The sequence below is a fragment of the Streptomyces sp. P13-3-3 genome (assembly GCF_050571355.1).
Classification (GTDB): Bacteria; Actinomycetota; Actinomycetes; order Streptomycetales; family Streptomycetaceae; genus Streptomyces; species Streptomyces althioticus.
The window spans coordinates 5,110,816-5,130,853 of sequence record NZ_CP192228.1 but is presented as its reverse complement, the minus strand read 5'-3'; the positions used below and the strand labels follow the sequence as shown (position 1 = coordinate 5,130,853).

General features: G+C 72.6%; 16 protein-coding genes and 1 pseudogene. 6 read left to right on the top strand and 11 right to left on the bottom strand.

Translation table 11 applies throughout. The features are described from left to right. The first annotated feature begins 118 nt into the window (after nt 1-118). The gene (locus tag ACQZOG_RS23210; protein ID WP_033277145.1) at nt 119-637 is read left to right on the top strand and encodes a TspO/MBR family protein; all 519 of its coding nucleotides are present in this window, start codon (nt 119-121) and stop codon (nt 635-637) included. Nucleotides 638-641: 4 nt separating this feature from the next. Here ACQZOG_RS23210 and urtE read toward each other — a convergent pair whose 3' ends face one another. The 5 genes from urtE to urtA all read right to left on the bottom strand — a co-directional run bounded on the left by urtE (nt 642) and on the right by urtA (nt 5,489). Beyond that, on the bottom strand, nt 642-1,334 hold the full coding sequence (urtE, locus tag ACQZOG_RS23205) for an urea ABC transporter ATP-binding subunit UrtE (protein ID WP_033277144.1): 693 nt from the start codon (nt 1,332-1,334) through the stop codon (nt 642-644). A 5-nt stretch (nt 1,335-1,339) separates the two neighbouring features. After that, nucleotides 1,340-2,119, bottom strand: a complete 780-nt coding sequence (urtD, locus tag ACQZOG_RS23200) for an urea ABC transporter ATP-binding protein UrtD (protein ID WP_033277143.1) — start codon at nt 2,117-2,119, stop codon at nt 1,340-1,342. Then, a complete protein-coding gene (urtC, locus tag ACQZOG_RS23195; RefSeq protein WP_037642123.1) occupies nt 2,116-3,252 on the bottom strand; it encodes an urea ABC transporter permease subunit UrtC in 1,137 nt (378 codons plus the stop codon). Before urtC ends, urtD begins: the two co-directional genes overlap by 4 nt. Continuing rightward, nucleotides 3,249-4,133, bottom strand: a complete 885-nt coding sequence (urtB, locus tag ACQZOG_RS23190) for an urea ABC transporter permease subunit UrtB (RefSeq protein ID WP_037642122.1) — start codon at nt 4,131-4,133, stop codon at nt 3,249-3,251. Before urtB ends, urtC begins: the two co-directional genes overlap by 4 nt. Before the next feature lie 102 nt (nt 4,134-4,235). Further along, nucleotides 4,236-5,489, bottom strand: coding sequence for an urea ABC transporter substrate-binding protein (gene urtA / locus ACQZOG_RS23185; protein ID WP_037642120.1), 1,254 nt, complete (start codon nt 5,487-5,489; stop codon nt 4,236-4,238). 284 nt (nt 5,490-5,773) lie between these two features. Here urtA and ACQZOG_RS23180 point away from each other — a divergent pair, with 284 nt between their 5' ends. Then, a complete protein-coding gene (locus ACQZOG_RS23180; RefSeq protein WP_033277139.1) occupies nt 5,774-6,262 on the top strand; it encodes a MarR family winged helix-turn-helix transcriptional regulator in 489 nt (162 codons plus the stop codon). On the opposite strand, the gene ACQZOG_RS23175 is transcribed toward ACQZOG_RS23180, so the two are convergent. The 6 genes from ACQZOG_RS23175 to ACQZOG_RS23150 all read right to left on the bottom strand — a co-directional run bounded on the left by ACQZOG_RS23175 (nt 6,219) and on the right by ACQZOG_RS23150 (nt 16,482). Then, nucleotides 6,219-7,337 carry a substrate-binding domain-containing protein gene (locus tag ACQZOG_RS23175; RefSeq protein ID WP_037642118.1) on the bottom strand — a complete coding sequence of 373 codons (1,119 nt, stop codon included), beginning with the start codon at nt 7,335-7,337 and terminating at the stop codon, nt 6,219-6,221. The two genes, ACQZOG_RS23180 and ACQZOG_RS23175, sit on opposite strands and share 44 nt — an antisense overlap. An 88-nt stretch (nt 7,338-7,425) precedes the next feature. Beyond that, nucleotides 7,426-8,154: a glycoside hydrolase family 11 protein gene (locus tag ACQZOG_RS23170; RefSeq protein WP_033277137.1), complete on the bottom strand. Its 729-nt coding sequence runs from the start codon at nt 8,152-8,154 to the stop codon at nt 7,426-7,428. 434 nt (nt 8,155-8,588) lie between these two features. Next, on the bottom strand, nt 8,589-10,808 hold the full coding sequence (locus tag ACQZOG_RS23165) for a SpoIIE family protein phosphatase (RefSeq protein WP_359517814.1): 2,220 nt from the start codon (nt 10,806-10,808) through the stop codon (nt 8,589-8,591). A 247-nt stretch (nt 10,809-11,055) separates the two neighbouring features. Beyond that, nucleotides 11,056-11,874, bottom strand: a complete 819-nt coding sequence (locus ACQZOG_RS23160) for an anti-sigma factor antagonist (protein WP_430741763.1) — start codon at nt 11,872-11,874, stop codon at nt 11,056-11,058. Between the two features lie 106 nt (nt 11,875-11,980). Next, the gene (locus ACQZOG_RS23155; RefSeq protein ID WP_051724635.1) at nt 11,981-12,310 is read right to left on the bottom strand and encodes an STAS domain-containing protein; all 330 of its coding nucleotides are present in this window, start codon (nt 12,308-12,310) and stop codon (nt 11,981-11,983) included. Continuing rightward, nucleotides 12,310-16,482 carry a SpoIIE family protein phosphatase gene (locus ACQZOG_RS23150; RefSeq protein WP_037642115.1) on the bottom strand — a complete coding sequence of 1,391 codons (4,173 nt, stop codon included), beginning with the start codon at nt 16,480-16,482 and terminating at the stop codon, nt 12,310-12,312. The genes ACQZOG_RS23155 and ACQZOG_RS23150 overlap by 1 nt, the downstream gene beginning before the upstream one ends. 312 nt (nt 16,483-16,794) lie before the next feature. Here ACQZOG_RS23150 and ACQZOG_RS23145 point away from each other — a divergent pair, with 312 nt between their 5' ends. From ACQZOG_RS23145 to ACQZOG_RS23130, 4 genes and pseudogenes are all read left to right on the top strand, one after another. After that, entirely contained in the window at nt 16,795-17,595 is an 801-nt protein-coding gene (locus ACQZOG_RS23145; protein ID WP_261675758.1) for a MerR family transcriptional regulator, read from the top strand. Then, nucleotides 17,592-17,798 (top strand): annotated as a pseudogene (locus ACQZOG_RS23140) (glycosyltransferase); the annotation flags it as partial. The gene ACQZOG_RS23145 and the pseudogene ACQZOG_RS23140, both read left to right, overlap by 4 nt. A gap of 191 nt (nt 17,799-17,989) precedes the next feature. Continuing rightward, the gene (gene purU, locus ACQZOG_RS23135; RefSeq protein WP_033277134.1) at nt 17,990-18,844 is read left to right on the top strand and encodes a formyltetrahydrofolate deformylase; all 855 of its coding nucleotides are present in this window, start codon (nt 17,990-17,992) and stop codon (nt 18,842-18,844) included. A gap of 119 nt (nt 18,845-18,963) precedes the next feature. Continuing rightward, nucleotides 18,964-20,001: a glycosyltransferase family 2 protein gene (locus ACQZOG_RS23130; RefSeq protein ID WP_033277133.1), complete on the top strand. Its 1,038-nt coding sequence runs from the start codon at nt 18,964-18,966 to the stop codon at nt 19,999-20,001. The last annotated feature ends 37 nt before the right edge of the window (nt 20,002-20,038 follow it).

Genomic DNA, 20,038 nt, shown 5'->3' with positions numbered 1-20,038 from the left:
GCCGTTGTCCCCCGGCCGACGCAACCGGCGTCGCCTCCCGGCGGAACCGGAGGGGGAACGAGCCGTGTGGGTGCTCCCCCTCCGGGCACCCGCTCCCGGTGACCGATCGGAGGACCCCATGGCCGACCTGCTGAGCGAGGAGACCCGCCGGCCGACCGCCCGCAGCCGCCCGGGATGGCCGACGCTGCTGCTCCTGCTCGCGGTGTGCTACGCGGTGGCCGCGCTGGGCAGCCTGGCCGCCGCCGACTCCGGCGACACCTACCAGGCGCTCGACCGGCCGCCCTGGGCCCCGCCCGGCTGGCTCTTCGGACCCGTGTGGACCGTCCTCTACGGCACCATCGCCGTCGCCGCCTGGCTCGCCCTGCGCGGCAGCGACGAGAGGGTCGGGCGCAGGCCCGCCATGATCCTCTGGTCCGTCCAGCTCGCGCTGAACCTGGCCTGGACCCCGCTCTTCTTCGCCGCCGACGCCTACGGCTGGGCGTTCGCCGAGATCTGCTTCCTGTGGCTCGCGCTGGTCGCCACCGTCGTGGCGTTCGCGCGCAGGCGCCGGGCCGCCGCGGTGCTGCTCCTGCCGTACGCGGCCTGGGTGACCTACGCCGCCTCCCTCAACCTGGGCATCTGGGTGCTCAACTCCTGACGCGTCACACGCTGAGCGCCGCCCGTACCGTCCCCTCCGCCTCCGCTCCCCCGTCCCCCGACGAGGTGACGCGTCCGGCCTCCAGGACGTAGTACCGCCGGGCGGCGCGCATGGCGAAGCCGACGTGCTGTTCGACGAGGAGGACGGAGAGGCCGCCGCGCCGGGTCAGGGCGAGGACGGTCTCCTCTATCTCGGCGACCACGGACGGCTGGATGCCCTCGGTCGGCTCGTCCAGGAGCAGCAGCCGGGGGCGGGTGATCAGGGCGCGGGCGATGGCGAGCTGCTGGCGCTGGCCGCCGGAGAGCAGGCCGGCCCGGCGTCCGGACAGCTCGCGCAGGACGGGGAAGAGGTCCAGCGCCTCGGCGACGGCCTCCTTGCCGTCCGGGCGGCCGTCGGCGACGAGCTGGAGGTTCTCCGCGGTGGTGAGGTGCGGGAAGGACTGCTGTCCCTGCGGCACGTACGCCACCCCGCGGGCGACCCGCCGGTGCGGGGCGAGGCGGGTGATGTCCTCGCCGTCCAGCAGGACCGTGCCGGCGGACGCCGGGACGAGCCCCATGACGGTGCGCAGCAGGGTGCTCTTGCCGGCGCCGTTGTGGCCGAGGACGGCCGCGACACCGTCCTCCGGCACCTCGACGGTCACTCCGTGCAGCACGGTGGTGCGGTCGTACCCGGCCCGCACGGACTGGATTCGCAGCATGGGTGTCACGCCTCCTCGGGGACGGGTACGGCGGCGGCCTGGGCTTCCGGCTCGGAGGCGCGGCCCAGGTAGACCTCCTGGACGCGGGCGTCGGCCTGCACCTCGGCGACGGAGCCCTCGCTCAGCACCTTGCCGGCGTGCAGGACGCTGACGCTGCGCGCGAAGGAGCGCATGAAGTCCATGTCGTGCTCGATGACGACGACCGTGCGGTCCCCGCTGATCCGCCGCAGCAGCCGCCCGGTGGCCTCGCGTTCGTCGTGGCTCATGCCGGCGACGGGCTCGTCGAGCAGCAGCAGCCGTACGTCCTTCACCAGCAGCATGCCGATCTCCAGCCACTGCTTCTGGCCGTGCGCGAGCACGCCCGCCGGGCGGTCGCGCAGGGCGGTGAGGCCGGTGGTCTCCAGCGCGCGGGTCACCTCCTCGGGGACGCCCTTGCGGCGGCGCAGCATGGTCAGCGGACCGCGCCCTGCCCCGGCCGCGATGTCGAGGTTCTGCAGGACGGTCAGCTCCTCGAAGACCGTCGCGGTCTGGAAGGTGCGGCCGATCCCGAGGCGCGCGACGCGGTGCACGGGCCGCCCCAGCAGTTCCTCACCGCCGAAGCGGACCGACCCGCTCGCCCTGACCAGACCGGTGACCGCGTCGACGAGGGTGGTCTTGCCGGCGCCGTTGGGTCCGATGAGGAAGCGCAGGTCACCGGGGAGGATGTCCAGGTCGACGCCGTCGACGGCCGTGAACCCGTCGAACGTCACCCGCAGGCCGCGTACGGTCAGTCCCTCGCCGCTCATGCCGCTCCTTCCGTCGCGGGGTCGTGGGTGTGCCGTTTCCGCCGCAGCACGGTCACCAGGGAGGCGAGTCCGCCGGGCAGGAAGCCGACGGCCACCACGAACAGCAGTCCCTGGAGGTAGGTCCACGCGGCGGGGTAGGCGTCCGACAGCGTGGACTGGGTCCAGGCGACGGCGATCGCGCCGACGACCGCGCCCAGCAGACTCGCGCGCCCGCCGACGGCCGCGCCGATGACGAAGCCGATGGACGGCACGATGCCGATCAGCGCCGGGGAGATGATCCCGACGGCGGGCACGAAGAGGGCGCCGGCGAGGCCCGCCATGCCGGCCGCGACGACGTACGCCACCAGCTTCACGTTGGCGGGGTTGTAGCCGAGGAAGCGCACGCGCTCCTCCGAGTCCCGTACGGCCACGAGGAGTTCGCCGTAGCGGCTGACGAAGAGCTGGCGCGCCGCGGCCATCAGCAGCAGGAGCACGGCCGCGACGATCACGTACACCATCCGCTGGTTGACCGGGTCGCCCAGGTCGTAGCCGAAGAAGCCCTGGATGTCGGTGAGGCCGTTGGTGCCGCCCGTGGTGGCCTGCTGGCCGACCAGCCAGATGGCGAACGCGGCGGCCAGCGCCTGGCTGAGGATCGCGAAGTACGCGCCCCTGACCCGGCGGCGGAAGACGAAGAAGCCGAGCAGCGCGGCCACCGCCATCGGCAGCAGCACGGTCATCGCGAGGGCGAAGGCCGGGTTCGCGAACGGCTTCCACCACCACGGCAGCGCGTCGCCGGTGCCGTAGAGCCGCATGAAGTCGGGGAGGGTCTCGCCGGTGACGGCGGCGTCGGCGAGCTTGAGGTGCATCGCCATGGCGTAGCCGCCGAGTCCGAAGAAGACGCCCTGGCCGAGGACCAGCAGCCCGCCGCGGCCCCAGGCGAGGCTGACGCCGACGGCGACGATGGCGTAACACAGGTACTTGGCCAGGAGGTTGAGCCGGAAGTCGGAGAGGACGAGCGGGGCGATCCCGAGCAGGAGCAGGGCGCCGAGGAGGAAGGCGCCGGGGACGCGGAAGCGTTCCAGGAGCGGCGCCGGGGGCTCGGTGACCGGTGGCTTCGTGGCCGTCTTCCCGGCCGGGGGTGTCGTTGTGGTCATGCGAGGCTCCGGGTGCGCAGTGTGTACAGGCCCTGGGGTCGCCACTGGAGGAACACGACGATCGCGACGAGCACGACGACCTTGGCGACGCTGACGGTGGTGGAGTACTCCAGCACCGACTGGAGCACCCCGAGCGCGAAGGCCGTGATGACGGCGCCCTTGAGCTGGGCGATGCCGCCGACGACCACGACGAGGAAGGCGTCGACGATGTAGTTGGTGCCCATCGTCGGGCCGATCGGACCGACGAGGGTGAGCGCGACGCCGGCCACGCCCGCGAGGCCCGAGCCGATGAAGAAGGTGGTGCGGTCGACGCGCCCGGTGGCGATGCCGGACACCTCGGCGAGGTCGCGGTTCTGGACGACGGCCCGGATGCGCCGCCCGAGCGGGGTGAGCCGCAGGATCAGCGTGAGGGCGAGGACGCACAGCAGGGCGAGGCCGAGGATGAACAGCCGGTTGTTGGCGAGGGTGACACCGCCCACGGTGATGTGCCCGGTGAGCAGGTCGGGGGCGGTGGTCTGCACGTTGGGGGCGCCGAAGACGTCCCGGGCGAGCTGCTGGAGCATCAGGGAGACGCCCCAGGTGACCAGCAGGGTGTCCAGCGGGCGGGTGTACAGCCGCCGGATGAGCAGCCACTCCAGGAGGGCGCCCGTCGCTCCGGCGACGAGGAAGGCGAGCGGCAGGGCGACGAGCAGGGAGACGCCCGCGCCGCCGACCGCCTGCTGGAGCACGTAGGTGGTGTAGGCGCCGGCCATGATGAACTCGCCGTGCGCCATGTTGATGACGCCCATCTGCCCGAACGTGAGGGTGAGTCCGAGGGCGATGAGCAGCAGCACGGCACCGATGCTGATGCCGGTGAAGGACTGGTTGAGGACGACCGTCATGAGGCGGCTCCGGGTCGGGAACGGGGGGTGCGGGCGCGGGGCGGGCCCGAGGCGGGCCCGGCCTGCCGGGGGGCGGGGCGCCGCCGTGAGGGACCGGCGGGCTCAGGAGAGGCCGGAGGCCCAGTCGTAGCCCTTCAGGTACGGGTCCGGCTTGATCGGGGCGCCCGAGTTCCACACCTCGGTGATCAGGCCGTTCGCGCCGACCTTGCCGATGCGCGCCGTCTTGTGGACGTGCTGGGTGGCGCCGTCGACGGTGACCTTGCCCTCGGGGGCGTCGAAGGTGATGCCGTCGGCGGCGGCCTTCACGTCGTCCACGTCGAAGGAGCCGGCCTTCTCGACCATCGCCGCCCACAGGTGCACGGAGGTGTAGGCGGCCTCCATCGGGTCCGACGTCGGCTTGTCCTTGCCGTAGGCCGCCTGGTACGCCTTCACGAACGCGGCGTTCGCCGCGCCGGGGGTGGTCTGGTAGTAGTTCCAGGCGGTGAGCTGGCCCTCCAGGTACTGGGTGCCGATGGACTTGACCTCCTCCTCGGCGATCGACACCGACAGCACCGGCAGGCTCTTCGCGGTGAGCCCGGCGGACTTGTACTCCTTGAAGAAGGCCACGTTGCTGTCGCCGTTGAGGGTGTTGAACACGGCGTCCGCGCCGGCGCCCTTGACCTTGTTCACGATGGTGCTGAACTCGGTGGAGCCGAGCGGCGCGTAGTCCTCGCCGACCACCTCCATGCCGTTGGCCTTCGCGTACGCCCGGATCTCCTTGTTGGCGGTGCGCGGGAAGACGTAGTCGCTGCCGACCAGGTACAGCCGGGTGAGGCCCTGCTTCTTGAGGTAGTCCAGGCCGGGCACGATCTGCTGGTTGGTGGTGGCGCCGACGTAGAAGATGTACGGGGACTGCTCAAGGCCCTCGTACTGCACCGGGTAGAACAGCAGCGACTTGTTCCGCTCGAAGACCGGCTTGACCGCCTTGCGGCTGGCGGAGGTCCAGCAGCCGAAGGTGGCGACGACCTTGTCCTCGGTGATCAGGGTCTGCGCCTTCTCGGCGAAGGTGGGCCAGTCGGAGGCGCCGTCCTGGCTGACCGGCTTCAGTTTCTTGCCGAGGACCCCGCCGGCGGCGTTGATCTCCTTGACGGCGAGGAGAAGCGCGTTGTGCACGGTCACCTCGCTGATGGCCATGGTGCCGGACAGCGAATTCAGCAGGCCCACTTTCACGGTGTCGCCGGAGGTGTCGGCCTTCGCGCCGGAGGCGGCGGACGTGTCGCTCCCGGTCTTGGCGCCGCACGCGCCGAGAGCGGCGGAGGTGCCGAGGACGGAGAGACCGGTCAGAAGACCGCGCCTGCTGATGCTGAGGCCGGACATGCGGAACCTCCTTGCCCAGAAGGGCTCTTGAGGGAACTGGGGACGGAGTGGGCGGGCCCTCCGGGCCGGTCGCCGAAGTGCGTCCACAGCCTGGGGCGGAACTGTTTCCCCGGTGTTTCCGCGCAATTGACGAACCGTATCCAACGGCTTTTTCGCGTCCCTTTATTGCTTTCACGGGAAAGGATCAGTTCGCGTCAATGCCCTGTAATACGCGTGCCGTTGGCAGGTACGCTCGACGTGTCCCCAGGGCGGGGGCGTACCCCGGACGCATGCTGAGGAGTGCGATGGCGAGGCGGCCCCGGCGGCCCGAGGAACTGCTTCATCTGCTGACGCGGGCCGAGCGCCTCTCGGTGGAGCGGATCCGGTCCGTGCTCGACGAGTTCGGCTGTTCCGCTGAGGCGTGGCGGGTGCTCGACCTGCTCTCCGACGGCGCGGGGCACAACATGACCGCCGTCGCCGAGCACGCGTTCCTGCCGGCGCCGACGCTGACGAAGCTGGTCGACCAGCTCGTCGACGACAACCTGGTGTTCCGCCGCATCGATCCTGCGGACCGGCGCCGTGTCCTGGCGCAGCTCACCCCGCGGGGCCTGGAGCGGTGGCAGCAGGTGTCGCGCGCGGTGCGGGCGCGGTGGGCGGAGGCGGAACCCTTGGCCCCGGAGGACGAGGACGCGCTGCGGACCCTGCTGGCGCGGCTCGGCGACGCGTGGGAGGGGACTCCGGCGGAGGGGATCACAAGAGCTGCCGGGGCGCGCGCAGTTGGGCGAGGACGGTGAAGTCCAGGCCGTCCGCCCGCGCGAGATAGATGCGCTGGCGCACATGCCGTCCGTCGAGGCCGAGCAGCCCGCGCGGCCCTTCGTAGCGGACGTCGCCGGCGGCCGCGCCGATGGCGGACACGTCGAGGGTGCGGGCCCGCTCGACGAGCGCGGCGAGCAGCAGCACGCCCTCGTAGCAGGACTCGCCGAGGCTGCCCGGCACGGGCGCGTCGACGCCGAAGCGGGCGGCGTACCGTCCGTGGAAGTCGAGGGTGTTGCCGTCGGCGAGCGAGGCGAAGTACCCGGCCGTGCTGAAGAGGTCGACGGTGGCCTCGGGGCCACTGGCCAGCAGCATGTTCTCGTCCATGAGCGTGGACAGCCGCAGGCAGCGCCGGTCGAGTCCTGCTGCGGCGAACGCGCGGTTGAAGCGGACGGCGTCGCTGCCGACGAGGAGCACGATCACCCCGTCGGCGTCGGCGCGCTCGATGCGCCGCAGCAACGCGGCGAACTCGTCGGTGCCGAGCGGGAGATACTCCTCGCCGCAGACGCGTCCCCGGCTCTCGCGGGCGTAGCGCCGGGCGGCGCGGGCGGTGCGCCGGGGCCACACGTAGTCGTTGCCGACGACGAACCAGCGGCGCACGCCTCGCTCCTCGGCGAGCAGCCGCATCGCGGGGAGCAGCTGCCAGGAGGGTGTCTCGCCGGCGAGGTAGACGCCGTCGGTGCGCTCGCCGCCCTCGTACAGGGCGGTGTAGACGTACGGCACGCGGTGCGCGATGCGCGGGGCGACGGCCTGCCGTACGGAGGAGATGTGCCAGCCGGTGACGCCGTGCACGGCGCCGGTGGCGACGAGGGCCTCGACCTCGTCGGCGACCTGCCGTGGATCGGCGCCCCCGTCGACCTCCAGCAGCCGTAACTCCCTGCCGAGCACGCCGCCGGCCCTGTTGACCTCCTCGGCGGCGAGCCGTGCGCAGGACTCGCAGGTGGGTCCGAAGATGCCCGCGGGCCCCCGCATCGGATACACGAGGGCGACGTTCAGGGCCGACCCGTCGGCCGTGAACCACTCGGGGGTCCGGAGGCGGGGCGTCGGCCTGTGCATGGCCCACATGATGGCGGGCGGAGTGGAGCTCCCCAACCGGCGGTTCGCAGGGTGAGACCGCCGGCCGGGGAGGGCGAGGTGTCCGGGGTCAGCCGGAGACGGTGATGTTGGAGCTGCCGCTGCTCTGGTAGCCCTCGGTCGCCATGATCATGTAGTACCGGAACTCGCCGAGGTTCATCCCGGCGCGCGCCCAGGCGTCGAAGTGGTTGCCGGTGGTGATGGTGCCGGAGCCACTGGTCACCTTCTGCTGCCGGACGCTCCAGTACTGGTCGAAGGTGCGGGTGCCCTCGACGGAGGGGGCGTTGTACCGGGTCGTCTTGTAGATGTCGTACGTGCCGCCGTCGCTGTAGACGGTGCCCCGGAACTCGCCCGTGGGCCGGTAGCTGCCGTAGTTGTCGACGATGTAGTACTCGACGAGCGGGTTGGAGGTCCAGCCGTAGAGGCAGCCGTAGCCGTTGCCCGACGGGTTGAACCAGCCGTTGTAGCGGACCGTCCGGCGTCCGCCGTTGCCCCAGCCCTTGCCGGCGACGAAGTTGCCGCAGTTGGTCCACTGGGTGCTGTAGCTGCCGCCGCCGTTGAGCGTCATGGAGACGGAGCCGCCGCCGTCGGTCCAGAACGAGTAGTACATGCCGTCGTACCCGGTCTGGTTGGTGGTGATGGTGGTGGCGGCGTGCGCGGTGCCGGGCAGCAGCAGCCCGGACCCGGCGACGGCCGCGGCGGCGCCCGCGCCGGTGCCGACGAGGAAGCCACGCCGGCTCAGGCCGCTGAAGGGGGGCGGGTTCTGCTCGGACTCGTACCGCTTGCCGTCCTGGTTCATGCGTCCTCCCGATGAAGGCTGGTGGGGGGGCCGGGCGGCTGCTGCCACCCGCTGCCTTGCAGGGCCGACCACCGTGACGCCCAAGTAACGCCTGGGGCACGGGGGTTGGCTGTCGTGCGGTGGCCACAGTGTTCGTAGAGCGCCATGAGCGTGTCAATAGTTTCGGCAATCTTTCGGAAACTTCCCCGTCACGCGCACGTGATCGGATCACTCATAAGCGCAGGTCAGGCACTATTACGGCCGCATACCGTCACCCAGGCGCGTGCGCCCGCAACTGATCGGCACGCAAGCACCTGCGATGAGATCGAAAGTTTCGGCAGGCTTCGGTGCCGGACGCGTCGCCGATACTCAACCGCGCCGTGGCCGGGCTGCACCGGCTCCTGCGTGAGGGGACCCGGCCCGGGAGACGGCGTGGCCCGGGAAGCGGTCCGGCCTTACCGCCCGCGCGGCGACGGCTCCCCCGCCGTCACCACCAGCGCCGCCTGGTCGTCGTCGACCGTCCGCCCGTTCGTGAACGCCCGGATGTCCTCCGTCAGCCTCCGCACGATGTCCGTCGCGGTCGGGCGGGCCGGGGTCGAGGCCAGGGCCTTGAGCAGGCGTGCGTCCCCGTACTGTTCCGTGCCCGCGGCCCGGCACTCGGTGATGCCGTCGGTGTACAGCACGAGGCTCTCCGTGGGGCGCAGCGTGAAGCGGACGGCGTCCAGCCGGGGCGGGATGCCGATGCCGATCAGGCCGCCGTGGGCCTCGACCGGCGTCACCGTGTGACCGGCGTCCAGCAGGAGGGGCAGGGTGTGGCCCGCCCGCACGAGCTCGACGGCGAGGCCGTCCTCGACCGGCGTCAGATGACCGTGCACGAGGGTCACGAAGCCGTTGTTCTGCTGGGAGGTGCGGTCGTTCAACGCTCTGTCGACGGCCTCGACGACGGCGACCGGGTCGTCGAGGAGCGGGGCGACCGCACGGGCGGTGTGCCGGACCAGGGCCGTCGTGGTGGCGGCCTTGGCGCCGCGCCCGCAGACGTCACCGAGGACGAACGACCAGCTGCCGTCCCCCCGCGGGAACACGTCGTAGAAGTCGCCGCCGATGTCGAGCCCCTGGCCCGCCGGATGGTAGAAGGCCGCCACCTGCGCGCCGGGGACGTCGGGCAGGTCCGGCAGCAGCAGGCCGGTCTGGAGGTCGCGGACGAGGGCGGCGCGCTGCGCGTACTGGCGCGCGTTGTGCGCGGCCGAGGCGGCGCGGCGGGCCACCTCTTCCGCCAGCGCGATCCGGTGGCCGTCGAGCGCCGTGTCGTCCGTCGCGTAGAGGCTGAGCACGCCGAAGGGCCGCTCGCGGTCCATGAGCGGCACACACAGGTACCCGGTGACGCCCAGCTCCTCCCACGGGCCGGGACCGGCCGGGGTGCGCCGGGCCACCTCGGTGAGGCCGGTGGCCAGGACCCGCGCGACGGCGTCGCCCTCCGTCTCGCGGACGCCGCTGTGGGAGGCGAGCAGTTCACGGGCGCGCCCGGTCGTGGCGGCGGACGCCACCCGGTGCACCCGCCCGGCCTCCACGACGTCCACCGCGGCGAGCGGGGCCAGCGCCGGGACGGCCAGTTCGGCCAGGCGCCGCAGCGTCTGCCCCTCGTCGAGCGGTCCGGCCAGCGCGGTGCTGACGGTCAGCAGGTAGGAGAGGTCGTCGCGGGCCGCCTTCTCCCGGGCGTCGGCCGTCCGCCGCGCCAGCTCCGCCTGGTGCCGCTCGACGGCGAGGGCGGCGGTGTCGACGAACAGGCTGGCCAGCGCGAGGTCGGTGTCCAGGGGGGCGCGCGGTGTGCGGTGGTACATCGCGAAGGTGCCCAGCACCCGCCCGTCGCGCCCGAGGATCGGGGTGGACCAGCACGCGGCCAGTCCCGCCCGGCCGGCCAGCTCACGGAAGTCGTCCCACAGCGGGTCGGTGGCGATGTCGGTGACGATCACCTTGCTCCGGCGGTGGGCGGCCGTGCCGCACGAGCCGATGCCCTCGCCGGTGGCGATGCCGTCGATGGCCTGGTTGTAGAAGGCGGGCAGGCTGGGCGCGGCGCCGTGATGCAGACGCCGGCCCTCCTCGTCCGCGAGCAGCACCGAGACGATGACGTCGGGGGACAGCTCCTCGATCACCCGGCACATGCCCTCCAGCACCTCCGGCAGGGGCGCCTGACGGGCGATCTGCTCCAGAAGCGCGCGCTGTTCGGCGGCCAGCCGCCGGGCGTGCTTGGCCTGGGTGGTCTCCACGCCGATCATGCGGACGCCGACGACGTTGCCGCCGGTGTCGCGGCGGGCCTCGTAGGTGAAGTCGACGTACGCCTCACGGGCGTGGCGGCCGACGCCGATGACGACGCGGGTGTCCCGGCCGACGTGCCGCTCCCCCGTCCGGTAGACCTGGTCGAGCAGCCGGAGGAAGCCCTGGCCCTCCAGCTCGGGCATCAGATCGCCGAGCGGCACACCGGTGCGTGCCCGTTGCCCGCCCCCGATGGCGGTGAAGAACGCCGGGTTCGCGGCCTCCAGCACATGGGCGGGGCCCGCCACGGAGGCGAACAGCGCCGTCGACGTGCCGAACAGCACCGACAGGTCGTCGTCCCGGTCCCGTACGGCCGGTGACGGGCGCGAACCCTCCCCTGTCCGCGGCTCCCGCTCAGGTCTCATCTCGTTCCCTCCGCCGGAGCGTGTACCGGGCCGGCGCCGCTTTCCCCCCGGCGCCGGTCCTTCTCCGCCGCCGGACCGTGTGTCCTGGCGTCCCGGATGCCCCGGACGGCGCCGCCCATGACGGGATGTGGCGCAACGAACGCGGGGCGGCGCCGGCGGCCGGGGCCGGGGTGGCCGGAGCGGGGGTGGCCGGAGCGGAGGGAGGGACCGTCCGCCGGTGCGAGGGCGAGGGTCCGTGAGGGGCGGTTCACTGGGACGGCCCGGCCCCGCCGACGGCATCGTCGACGCCCCGGTCCGCGGACGCGGTCACGTCCGCGCAAGGGTCCGCGGACGCGGTCACGGACACGTCCGCGCCCCGGTCGGCGCACACGGTCGTGGACGCCTGTGCGTTCCGTCCGGCGCATACGGTCACGGACGCGTCCGTGTCCTGGTCACCGCTTAGGGTTGCGGACGCGTGCGTGTCCTGGTCACCGCTCACGGTCGCGGACACGTCCGTGTCCAGGTCGGCGCGCGCCGTCGCGGACGCGTACGTGTCCTGGACACCGCTCACGGACGCGTCCGGCTCCGGGACACCGCTCACGGACGCGGACACGTCCGTGTCCAGGTCGGCGCGCGCCGTCGCGGACGTGTCCGCGCGCCGGTCGGCGGACGCGCCCCCGCCCGGGTCCGCGGCGCCGTCCGCGCCCTCGTGGGCGGCGTCGTCGTCCACGCCCAGCGCCGCCAGCGCGTCCGCGACCGTGTCGTGCACGGGGAGCAGCTCGGCGATACCGGTCATGGTCACCATGCGCACCAGACGCTCGGGCACGCGCGCGACGCGGAGTGAGCCGCCCGGCTCCTGGGTGGCGTGCAGCACGACGATCAGGGTGCTCAGGCCCGTGGAGTCGACGAAGTCCACCTCGGCCATGTCGAGGACGAGGTGCCGGGCGCCGCGTGTCATCGCGGTCAGCGCCTCCACCCGCAGCAGGGGCGCGGTGTGCAGATCGACGTCTCCGCTGACGACGATCACGGCGGTGTGCTTGCCGGTGTACCGGACGGTCGTGTCGAGGGCCTCACTCACCTGGGGCATCTTTCCTGGACGGTCGGGCTCCGGAACGGCGTGCGGCGGCGGGCGTCACCGCCGCACGGACGTGTGGAGTGGACGGGCACCATGCGGTTTCCCCCGTCCGGCTCGGTCAACCCTGCGGCCGGGGCCGGTCCCGGTCCCGGTCCTGGTCGCCGGAGCGGTGGACGGTGGCCAGCGCGGCGAGACCCGAGACGCTGAGGACGGGCTCGAGCAGCGGGGGAACGACGAGTTCCAGCCGGTCGGCGTGGGCGAACAGCACGCTCAGCCCGGCGCTGTCGAGATACTCCACCTCCGTCAGGTCCACGACGAGAGGGCCGGGGCGGCTGTCGAGGGCCTCGGCCAGACGACCGGCGTTGCTCATGTCGATCTCGCCGCCGACGACGAGACGGACGGCGCCGTCCGGACCCCGTCCGGGCGCGAGCGTGAGCGGGGTTGTCATCAGGCGATCCTCATCTGCATGTCGACGGTGGTGCCGGACGGGCCGGGAGAGACGGTGACGTGCTGCATCATCGCCCGCATCAGGGGCATGCCCCGGCCGCGGTGCGTGTTCGCGGCGGGCTGCGGGTCCTTCCACCGGCCGCTGTCGGCCACCGTGACCCGCAGGGTGTCCACCAGGGCCACGGCGCGCAGCCGTACGTCGTCCCCCGGCGCGTACCGGTGGCCGTGCTCGATGGCGTTCGCGCACGCCTCGCCGGCGGCGACGAGGACGTTCTGCACCGCATTCGGCGGCAGCTCGCACTGGGCGAGCCAGCTCCGCAACGCCCTGCGGACCGGGGCGAGCTGGGAGGACTCGGCCGGGAAGGTGATGTCCAGCGGCGCGGGGTGACGGTACAGCAGCAGCGCCACGTCGTCGTCGTACCCGCCGGCCGGCGCGAGCCTCGCCATCACGGCGCCGGCGAGGTCCTCGACGGGCATGTCGCGGCCCTCCTGCACGGCGTCGCCCGCCTCCTCGATGCCGGTGCTGAGCGGCAGCCGCCGGCGTTCGACGAGACCGTCGGTGTACAGCAGCAGCGTGGCCCGGGCGGGCAGGGAGCACGTGGCCTCCGGGCGTGGACGGCCCGGTCGTACGGCGAGAGGCAGCGACCGTCCCTCCTCCAGCAGCCGTACGGTGCCGTCGCCGTGCACGAGGATGCCCGGCGGGTGTCCGGCGCTGGAGTAGGTGAGTTCTCCGGTGGCGGGGTCGAGCACCCCGCAGAAGACGGTCGTGCACAGCGCGCCCGTCACACCGGCCGCGAACTGGTCGAGCGCCGCCAGCGTGCGGCCGGGGCTGGGATCCTGGAGCAGCAGGGCACGGCAGGCGCTGCGCAGCTGTCCCATGACGCTGGCCGCCTCCAGGCCGCGTCCGACGCAGTCGCCGACGACGATGCCGATGCGCCCGTCCGGCAGGGTGACGGTGTCGTACCAGTCGCCGCCCACCTCCAGCGGTCGCGAGGCGGGTTCGTACCGTACGGCGAACCCGTCGGGGAGCCGGGCGGGGCCGAGGATGGCGCGCTGGAGGGCGATCGCGGCCTCCCGCTGCTGGTCGATCTGGTGCGCCCGCACCAGGCCTTGGGCCAGGTGTCCGGACAGCAGCGACAGCAGCAGCTGGTCCTCGGAGGTGAACGGCCGGTTCCCGCCCAGGTCGACCCACAGGGTCAGCGGGCCCTGCGGGTGTTCCAGCAGGACGCCCGCGCCGCTGTCCTCGGTGACCACGGTGAGCGGGGAGCGGCCGCGCAGCGCGTCGAGCCGTTCCCGGCGTGCCTCCGGCAGGTCCTCCCACCGCAGGCCCGGGTCGGTCGCGGTGAGCGCCGGGGTGTCGTCCCCGTCGAAGACGGCGGCCAGCACGGAGTCCGCGTGCCACAGGGACCGCAGCCGGTCCAGGGCGCCGGACAGCGCCTCGGGCATGCTGGAGGCGCGGGACAGCGAGGTGCTGAGCGCCGCGAGCGCCGTCTCCCGCTGGACGGCGTAGTGCTCGGCGGTGACGTCGCGGAAGGTGCCGACGGTGACGCGGCGTCCGGTGTCCGGGTCCTCGGCCTTGTTGTAGTTCACGGCGATCCACCGGCGGCGGCCGTCGCTGCGGGTGACCGGCACGGTGTACGAGCCGCGCGGGTTCACCAGCAGACCGGCGAAGGCCTCGCCGACCTGCGCGTGCGCGCCCGGGTCGGTGACCGCGTCCGGCCACCACGGGTGGACCGGGGCGTACGGCAGGTCCTCGGGGCCGTAGCCGAGGATGTCGGTGAAGGCCGCGTTGATCTCCACGACGGCGCCGGACTCGTCGCAGACGAAGAACGCCTCCTGGAGCGAGTCGATGAGCGCGGTGCGCCAGCGCAGGTGGTGGCCGCGCAGCCGGGCCAGTTCGACGTTGGCGCGGACCCGGGCGAGCAGTTCGGCGGCGGCGAAGGGCTTCACCAGGTAGTCGTCGGCGCCGGCCCGCAGTCCCTCGATCGACGCCTCCTGCCCGGCCCTGGCCGACAACAGCAGCACCGGCACGGAGGCCGTGCGGGAGTCGCCGCGCAGCCGGGTCACCAGCTCCAGCCCGTCCAGCCGGGGCATCATCACGTCGCTGACGACGAGGTCGGGCGTGCGGCGGCGGGCGGCGTCGAGGGCTTCGACGCCGTCGGTGACGGCGGTGACCTCGTATCCCCCGGCGGTCAGGATGCGGGTGAGGTACTCGCGCATGTCGGCGTTGTCGTCGGCGACCAGCACGCGGGCGCTGCGGGTGGGACCGGCGTCCGACCCGAGCGGGGCGGCCGCCGCCTCCTCCGGGCCGTCGTCTCCCGCCGTGCCCGCCGGGAGCCAGCGGAGGGCCTCGTGGACGTACGGGTCGGCGGTGCCCGAGGCCCTGGTGACGGCCGGCTCCGGCACCACGGAGCCCTCGGGCAGGTGCGCGGTGCCGAACGGCACGCGGACGGTGAAGACGGTGCCCTTGCCCTCGGTGCTCTCGGCGTCGATCGTGCCGCCGTGCAGCCCGACGAGTTCCCGCACCAGGGCCAGTCCGATGCCGCTGCCCTCGTTGGAGCGGGAGCGGGCGTTCTCGATGCGGTGGAAACGCTCGAACAGGCGGGGCATCTCCGCCTCCGGCACGCCGGTCCCGGTGTCGGCCACGGTGATCACGGCGTGCCGGCCGGCGCGGCGCACGGTCACGCGGACGGTGCCCTCGAAGGTGAACTTCAGCGCGTTGCTGAGGAGGTTGAGGATCACCTTCTCCCACATGGTGCGGTCCACGTGCACGGGTTCGTCCAGGGCGGGGCAGTCCACGTCGAAGGTGAGGCCGGCCCGTTCGACGGCCGAGCGGAAGACGCTGGCCAGCTCCGCCGTCACCGCGCCGAGTTCGACCGGCTCGTAGCGGGCCTGCATGCGGCCGGCCTCGATGCGGGAGAAGTCGAGCAGCGTGTTGACGAGTTTGCCGAGCCGCAGCCCGTTGCGGTGGATGGCGTCGAGTTCCGTCGTCACGTCGTCGCCCGCGTCGGCGAGCCGGGTCCGCAGCTCCTCGACCGGGCCCATGATCAGGGTGAGCGGGGTGCGCAGCTCGTGGCTGATGTTGGAGAAGAAGGTGGTCTTGGCCCGGTCGAGCTCGGCGAGTTCCTCCGCGCGCCGCTGCTGCGCCTCGTAGCTGCGGGCGCTGCCGATGCCCGAGGCGATGTGTCCGGCGGCCAGCTCGACGAACCCCCGGTAGCGCTCGTCCAGGTCGCGATAGCGGTTCAGGCCGGCCACGAGGAAGCCGTACGGCGCGCTGCCCTGCTGGAGCAGGGGCACCACGAGCGCCTCCACGGGCGGCTGGGGCCAGCCGCCGCCGGGCAGCCCTTCGAAGGGCGCGCCGGTCAGCGGGACGAGGCGCGCCTCCCCGTCGGCCAGCGCGGCGACGGGCCAGACGGTCCCGTCCCCGGCCCGGTCGTCGCCTTCTCCGCGGCCCACGGGCAGGACGCGGGGCGCGACGGGAGTGCCGGGGGTGACCCCGCTCGCGCCGGCGAGCCGGGCGTCGTCGCCGTCGAACAGGTAGGTCAGGGTGAAGGGCAGGTCCTGCGGGTTGCGGGACAGCTGCCGGTCGGCGAAGGCCAGCACCTCCTGCTCGGTGCGGATCACACTGGGGTCGGAGCCGAGGTCGCGCAGGGTGGCCATGCGCCGCTCGCCGATGACCCGCTCGGTCTCCTCGCTGACCACGCACAGCATGCCGACGACGTCGCCGTCGTCGTCGCGCAGCGGGCTGTAGGAGAACGTGTGGTACGTCTCCTCGGTGTAGCCGGACCGCTCCAGGAAGAGGAGCAGCCCCTCGTCCCAGGTGGCCCGGCCCGTGCCGAGCACGGCCTCGATGCGCGGGCCGATGTCGCCCCAGATCTCCGCCCACACCTCGCTCGCGGGGCGCCCCAGCGCCCACGGGTACTTTCGGCCGAGGGTGTCGCGCCGGTAGGCGGCGTTGCAGAAGAACGTCAGCTCCTCGCCCCACGCCATCCACATGGGGAACCGGGAGGAGAGCAGGATGCTGACGGCGGTCTGCAGGCTCTGCGGCCACTCCTCCGGCGGGCCGAGCGGTGTGGCCGCCCAGTCCACCCGGGCGAGGTCGGCGCCGACCTCCGGATCGGAGGTGAACACCTGCGCGCCGACGCCGTCTCCCGGCAGACCAGATCGCTCCACGCGACACCCTTCCCCTCATGCCGGACCGCTCCTCGGCCACGCGCGTGCGCTGTCGTGCGGTGCGTGCGGGGCCGTCCGGGGACGCCGGCACCGGTTCACGACGAACGCAACGTGCCCCGGAAACGGCGGGCGACACCCGTGTCCCGAGCCGTGTCGCGCGGCTCACGTCGCAAGCGCGGCCTCTCCCGTGGCTGTGGCGCGTACGGCCGCCACGTGGCTGCCGCACCCGGCCACGTCGGCGTCATGGCCGGGTGCGGCTTGACCCTCCCCTCGCGTCAGGCTTGAGGCTGTGTCCGACGAAAGGGCAGACGGATGAGCTACTCAGTGGGGCAGGTCGCGGCCTTCGCCGGGGTGACGGTGCGGACCCTGCATCACTACGACAAGGCGGGACTGCTCTCGCCCAGCGACCGCAGCCGCGCCGGATACCGGCTCTACGGCGAGGCCGACCTGGTCCGCCTCCAGCAGATCCTCTTCTACCGCGAACTCGGCTTCCCCCTGGACGAGATCGCCTCGCTCCTGGAGGACCCGCAGGCGAACGCCCTGGAGCGGCTCCAGGACCGGCTGCGGCGGCTGAACGAGGAGATCGCCAGGCTCCGGCGGCTGGCCGAGGTCGCGGAACGGGCCATCGAGGTCCAGCGGACCGGCGTGCCCCTGACCCCCGAGGAACGCTTCGAGGTCTTCGGCGACGTCGCCTTCGACCTGAGCTACGCCACCGAGGCGGAACTGAAGTGGGCGCACTCGGACGGGCAGCGCGAGGCGATGGCGCGCGCGGACGCCCACACCAAGGAGGACTGGCGGCGCCTCATGGGCGAGGCCGCCGCCTGGCGGGCTGAGCTGCTCGCCGCCTTCGACGAGGGCGAGCCGAGCCGCGGCGGGCGGGCCACGGACCTCGCCGAGGAGCACCGGCTGCACATCGCGCGCTGGTTCACCTCCTGCCCGCCCGACATGCACCGGCGCATCGCGGACGACTTCGTCGCCGACCCGCGCGCCTTCGCCCTGGTCGTCCCGCCCTCGCAGCAACGCCCGGGCCTGGCCGCCTACCTGTGCAAGGCGGTCCACGCCAACGCGGCCCGCCACGCCGGTGACCGCACCGATGCCGAGGAGAGCCGATGAGAATCGTGATCGCGGCGGCCGGGTCGCGGGGTGACGTCGCTCCGTACACGGGGCTGGGCGCCGAACTGCGCCGCGCCGGGTACGACGTCACCCTCGCCGCCACGGACACGTTCGCGCCGCTCGCGCACGAGGCGGGACTGGATTTCCGCGGCCTGCCCGCCGACCCGCGGGCGCGGGGCGACGTCACGGGCGGACGCGGTCTGCCACGCCCTCGCCGCCGCCTTCGGCACGGGCGCCCAGCTCCTGTGGGTACGTCACCGGACGCGCCGCCGTTCTCGGAAGCGGGCCCCACCACCGCACGTATGAAAAAAATGGACGCACGCGCTCGGGTGGCTTCGCACCGTCCTGCCATCGGTCCGGTCAGGTCGCCGGACACGACGCATCAGAGACGCCCATGCCCGCCGAGCACTACGTCCTCACCCTCTCCTGCCCCGACAAGCAAGGCGTCGTGCACGCCGTGTCCAGCTACCTGTTCATGACGGGATGCAACATCGAGGACAGCCAGCAGTTCGGCGATCGCGACACCGGGCTGTTCTTCATGCGGGTCGCGTTCTCGGCTGAGGCATCGGTCCCGGTCGAGAAGCTGCGCGCCAGCTTCTCCGCCGTCGGTGACACCTTCCGCATGGACTGGCAGGTTCACCGGGTGAAGGACCGCATGCGGATCCTGCTGATGGTCAGCAAGTTCGGGCACTGCCTCAACGATCTGCTCTTCCGGTCGCGGACCGGTGCGCTGCCGGTGGAGATCGCCGGCGTCGTCTCCAACCATCCCGACTTCCGCGACCTGGTGGGCACGTACGACCTGCCCTTCCACCACATCCCGGTGCCGAAGGACGGCAAGGCCCTCGCGGAGCAACAGGTGCTCGACCTGGTCGAGGCCGAGCAGGTCGAACTGGTCGTGCTGGCGCGCTACATGCAGATCCTCTCGGACCACTTCTGCAAGCAGCTCAGCGGTCGGATCATCAACATCCACCACTCCTTCCTGCCGAGCTTCAGGGGCGCCAAGCCTTACCACCAGGCGCACGCGCGCGGGGTGAAGCTGATCGGCGCCACCGCGCACTACGTGACCGCCGACCTCGACGAGGGCCCGATCATCGAGCAGGAGGTGCGGCGGGTCAGCCATGCCGTCACGCCGGAGCAGCTGGTGGCGATCGGGCGGGACGTGGAGTGCCAGGCACTGGCGCGGGCCGTCGAGTGGCACAGCACGCGCCGGGTCCTGCCCAACGGGCAGCGCACCGTCGTCTTCGCCTGACCTCCGCGCCGGTCTTGGGGACGCGACGGCGCCCCGCCCGTATAGCCGCTGTGTAGGCAGGGCGCCGATGGTACCGAGGACGGCACGAGGGCCGTCTTGAGGAGTCTGCGAGGAAGCCCTTGAGTACGGCAGCGATAGATGTGATCTGCCCGGCCTGGAACCGGTCCGAGGCCATCCGACCGACCATCGACAGCGTACTCGCCCAGACCTTCGAGGACTGGCGCCTGATCGTGGTGTCCGACGGATGCACCGACGACACGGACGACGTGGTGCTCTCCTACGAGGACGAGCGCGTCCAACTGATCCGTACCGAACGGCACGGCCATCCCGGCGGGCCCCGCAACATCGGGCTGGCCGCCTCCACCGCACCGGCCATCGCCTATCTCGACTACGACGACGAGTGGCTCCCCGACCATCTGGCTGTACTCCAGCGGGAGTTCGACGCCGGGGCGCGTCTGGTGGCGACGGCGAGCATCGGGATGAACGAGCAGGACGAGGAGCAGTACCGCTCCCACCCGCTCAACGGCCTGTGGCATCCGCAGCTCCAGTTGCTGTGGCCGCTGTACGAGCCGTCCCGCGTGGGCCATGTGCGCGGGCTCCCGGAGAGCGTCGGGGGCTGGACCACCGATCACATCGGTATGGAGGACTGGGATCTGTGGCTTCGGCTCGCCGACGCCGGTGAGCGCTTCACCACGGTGCTGGACCGTACCGTCCGGATGTACCTGCGCGACACCTCACGACGGCGCACCATGACCGTCAGCCACCGGCTGACCCTCGGCACGCTGCCCGACGAGGCGACCTGCACGAAGCTCTCCGAAGCCATCGACACCCCGGCGGTGCAGGACGAGCTGCGCGCCTGCTTCGCCGCGGAGATGCTCGGCTTCTACCGCGCGATCGCGGACGCCGGTGAGCTGGTGACGCCGCGCGGCATGAGCGTCGACGAGGCGCTGACCGGTCTGGAGACGTTCGTCACCGACCCGGCCGTCCCCATGCTGCGCGAACTCACCTACGTCGAGGAGGAGGGCCACTTCGCGGTCGTCCATCCCCTGCAGTGCAGCAGTGACCGGCACGCCGAGCGGCTCCGGGAGTTCCTGGGCCGCCACGACGCCGGCCGCCACGCGATCGTGCGCCGGCTCATCGAGACCGTCACCGGCTAGGGCTTTCGGCACGCTCCGGGCAGTCCCTCTGTGCCGG

Coding starts and splice junctions, on each gene's coding strand:
- ACQZOG_RS23210 (WP_033277145.1), top strand. CDS start 119: ATGGCCGACCTGCTGAGCGAGGAGACCCGCCGGCCGACCGCCCGCAGC.
- ACQZOG_RS23160 (WP_430741763.1), bottom strand. CDS start 11,874: ATGCCCCAGGTGAGTGAGGCCCTCGACACGACCGTCCGGTACACCGGC.
- ACQZOG_RS23175 (WP_037642118.1), bottom strand. CDS start 7,337: ATGCACAGGCCGACGCCCCGCCTCCGGACCCCCGAGTGGTTCACGGCC.
- ACQZOG_RS23170 (WP_033277137.1), bottom strand. CDS start 8,154: ATGAACCAGGACGGCAAGCGGTACGAGTCCGAGCAGAACCCGCCCCCC.
- ACQZOG_RS23155 (WP_051724635.1), bottom strand. CDS start 12,310: ATGACAACCCCGCTCACGCTCGCGCCCGGACGGGGTCCGGACGGCGCC.
- urtE (WP_033277144.1), bottom strand. CDS start 1,334: ATGCTGCGAATCCAGTCCGTGCGGGCCGGGTACGACCGCACCACCGTG.
- urtB (WP_037642122.1), bottom strand. CDS start 4,133: ATGACGGTCGTCCTCAACCAGTCCTTCACCGGCATCAGCATCGGTGCC.
- urtA (WP_037642120.1), bottom strand. CDS start 5,489: ATGTCCGGCCTCAGCATCAGCAGGCGCGGTCTTCTGACCGGTCTCTCC.
- urtD (WP_033277143.1), bottom strand. CDS start 2,119: ATGAGCGGCGAGGGACTGACCGTACGCGGCCTGCGGGTGACGTTCGAC.
- ACQZOG_RS23165 (WP_359517814.1), bottom strand. CDS start 10,808: ATGAGACCTGAGCGGGAGCCGCGGACAGGGGAGGGTTCGCGCCCGTCA.
- ACQZOG_RS23145 (WP_261675758.1), top strand. CDS start 16,795: ATGAGCTACTCAGTGGGGCAGGTCGCGGCCTTCGCCGGGGTGACGGTG.
- ACQZOG_RS23180 (WP_033277139.1), top strand. CDS start 5,774: ATGGCGAGGCGGCCCCGGCGGCCCGAGGAACTGCTTCATCTGCTGACG.
- purU (WP_033277134.1), top strand. CDS start 17,990: ATGCCCGCCGAGCACTACGTCCTCACCCTCTCCTGCCCCGACAAGCAA.
- urtC (WP_037642123.1), bottom strand. CDS start 3,252: ATGACCACAACGACACCCCCGGCCGGGAAGACGGCCACGAAGCCACCG.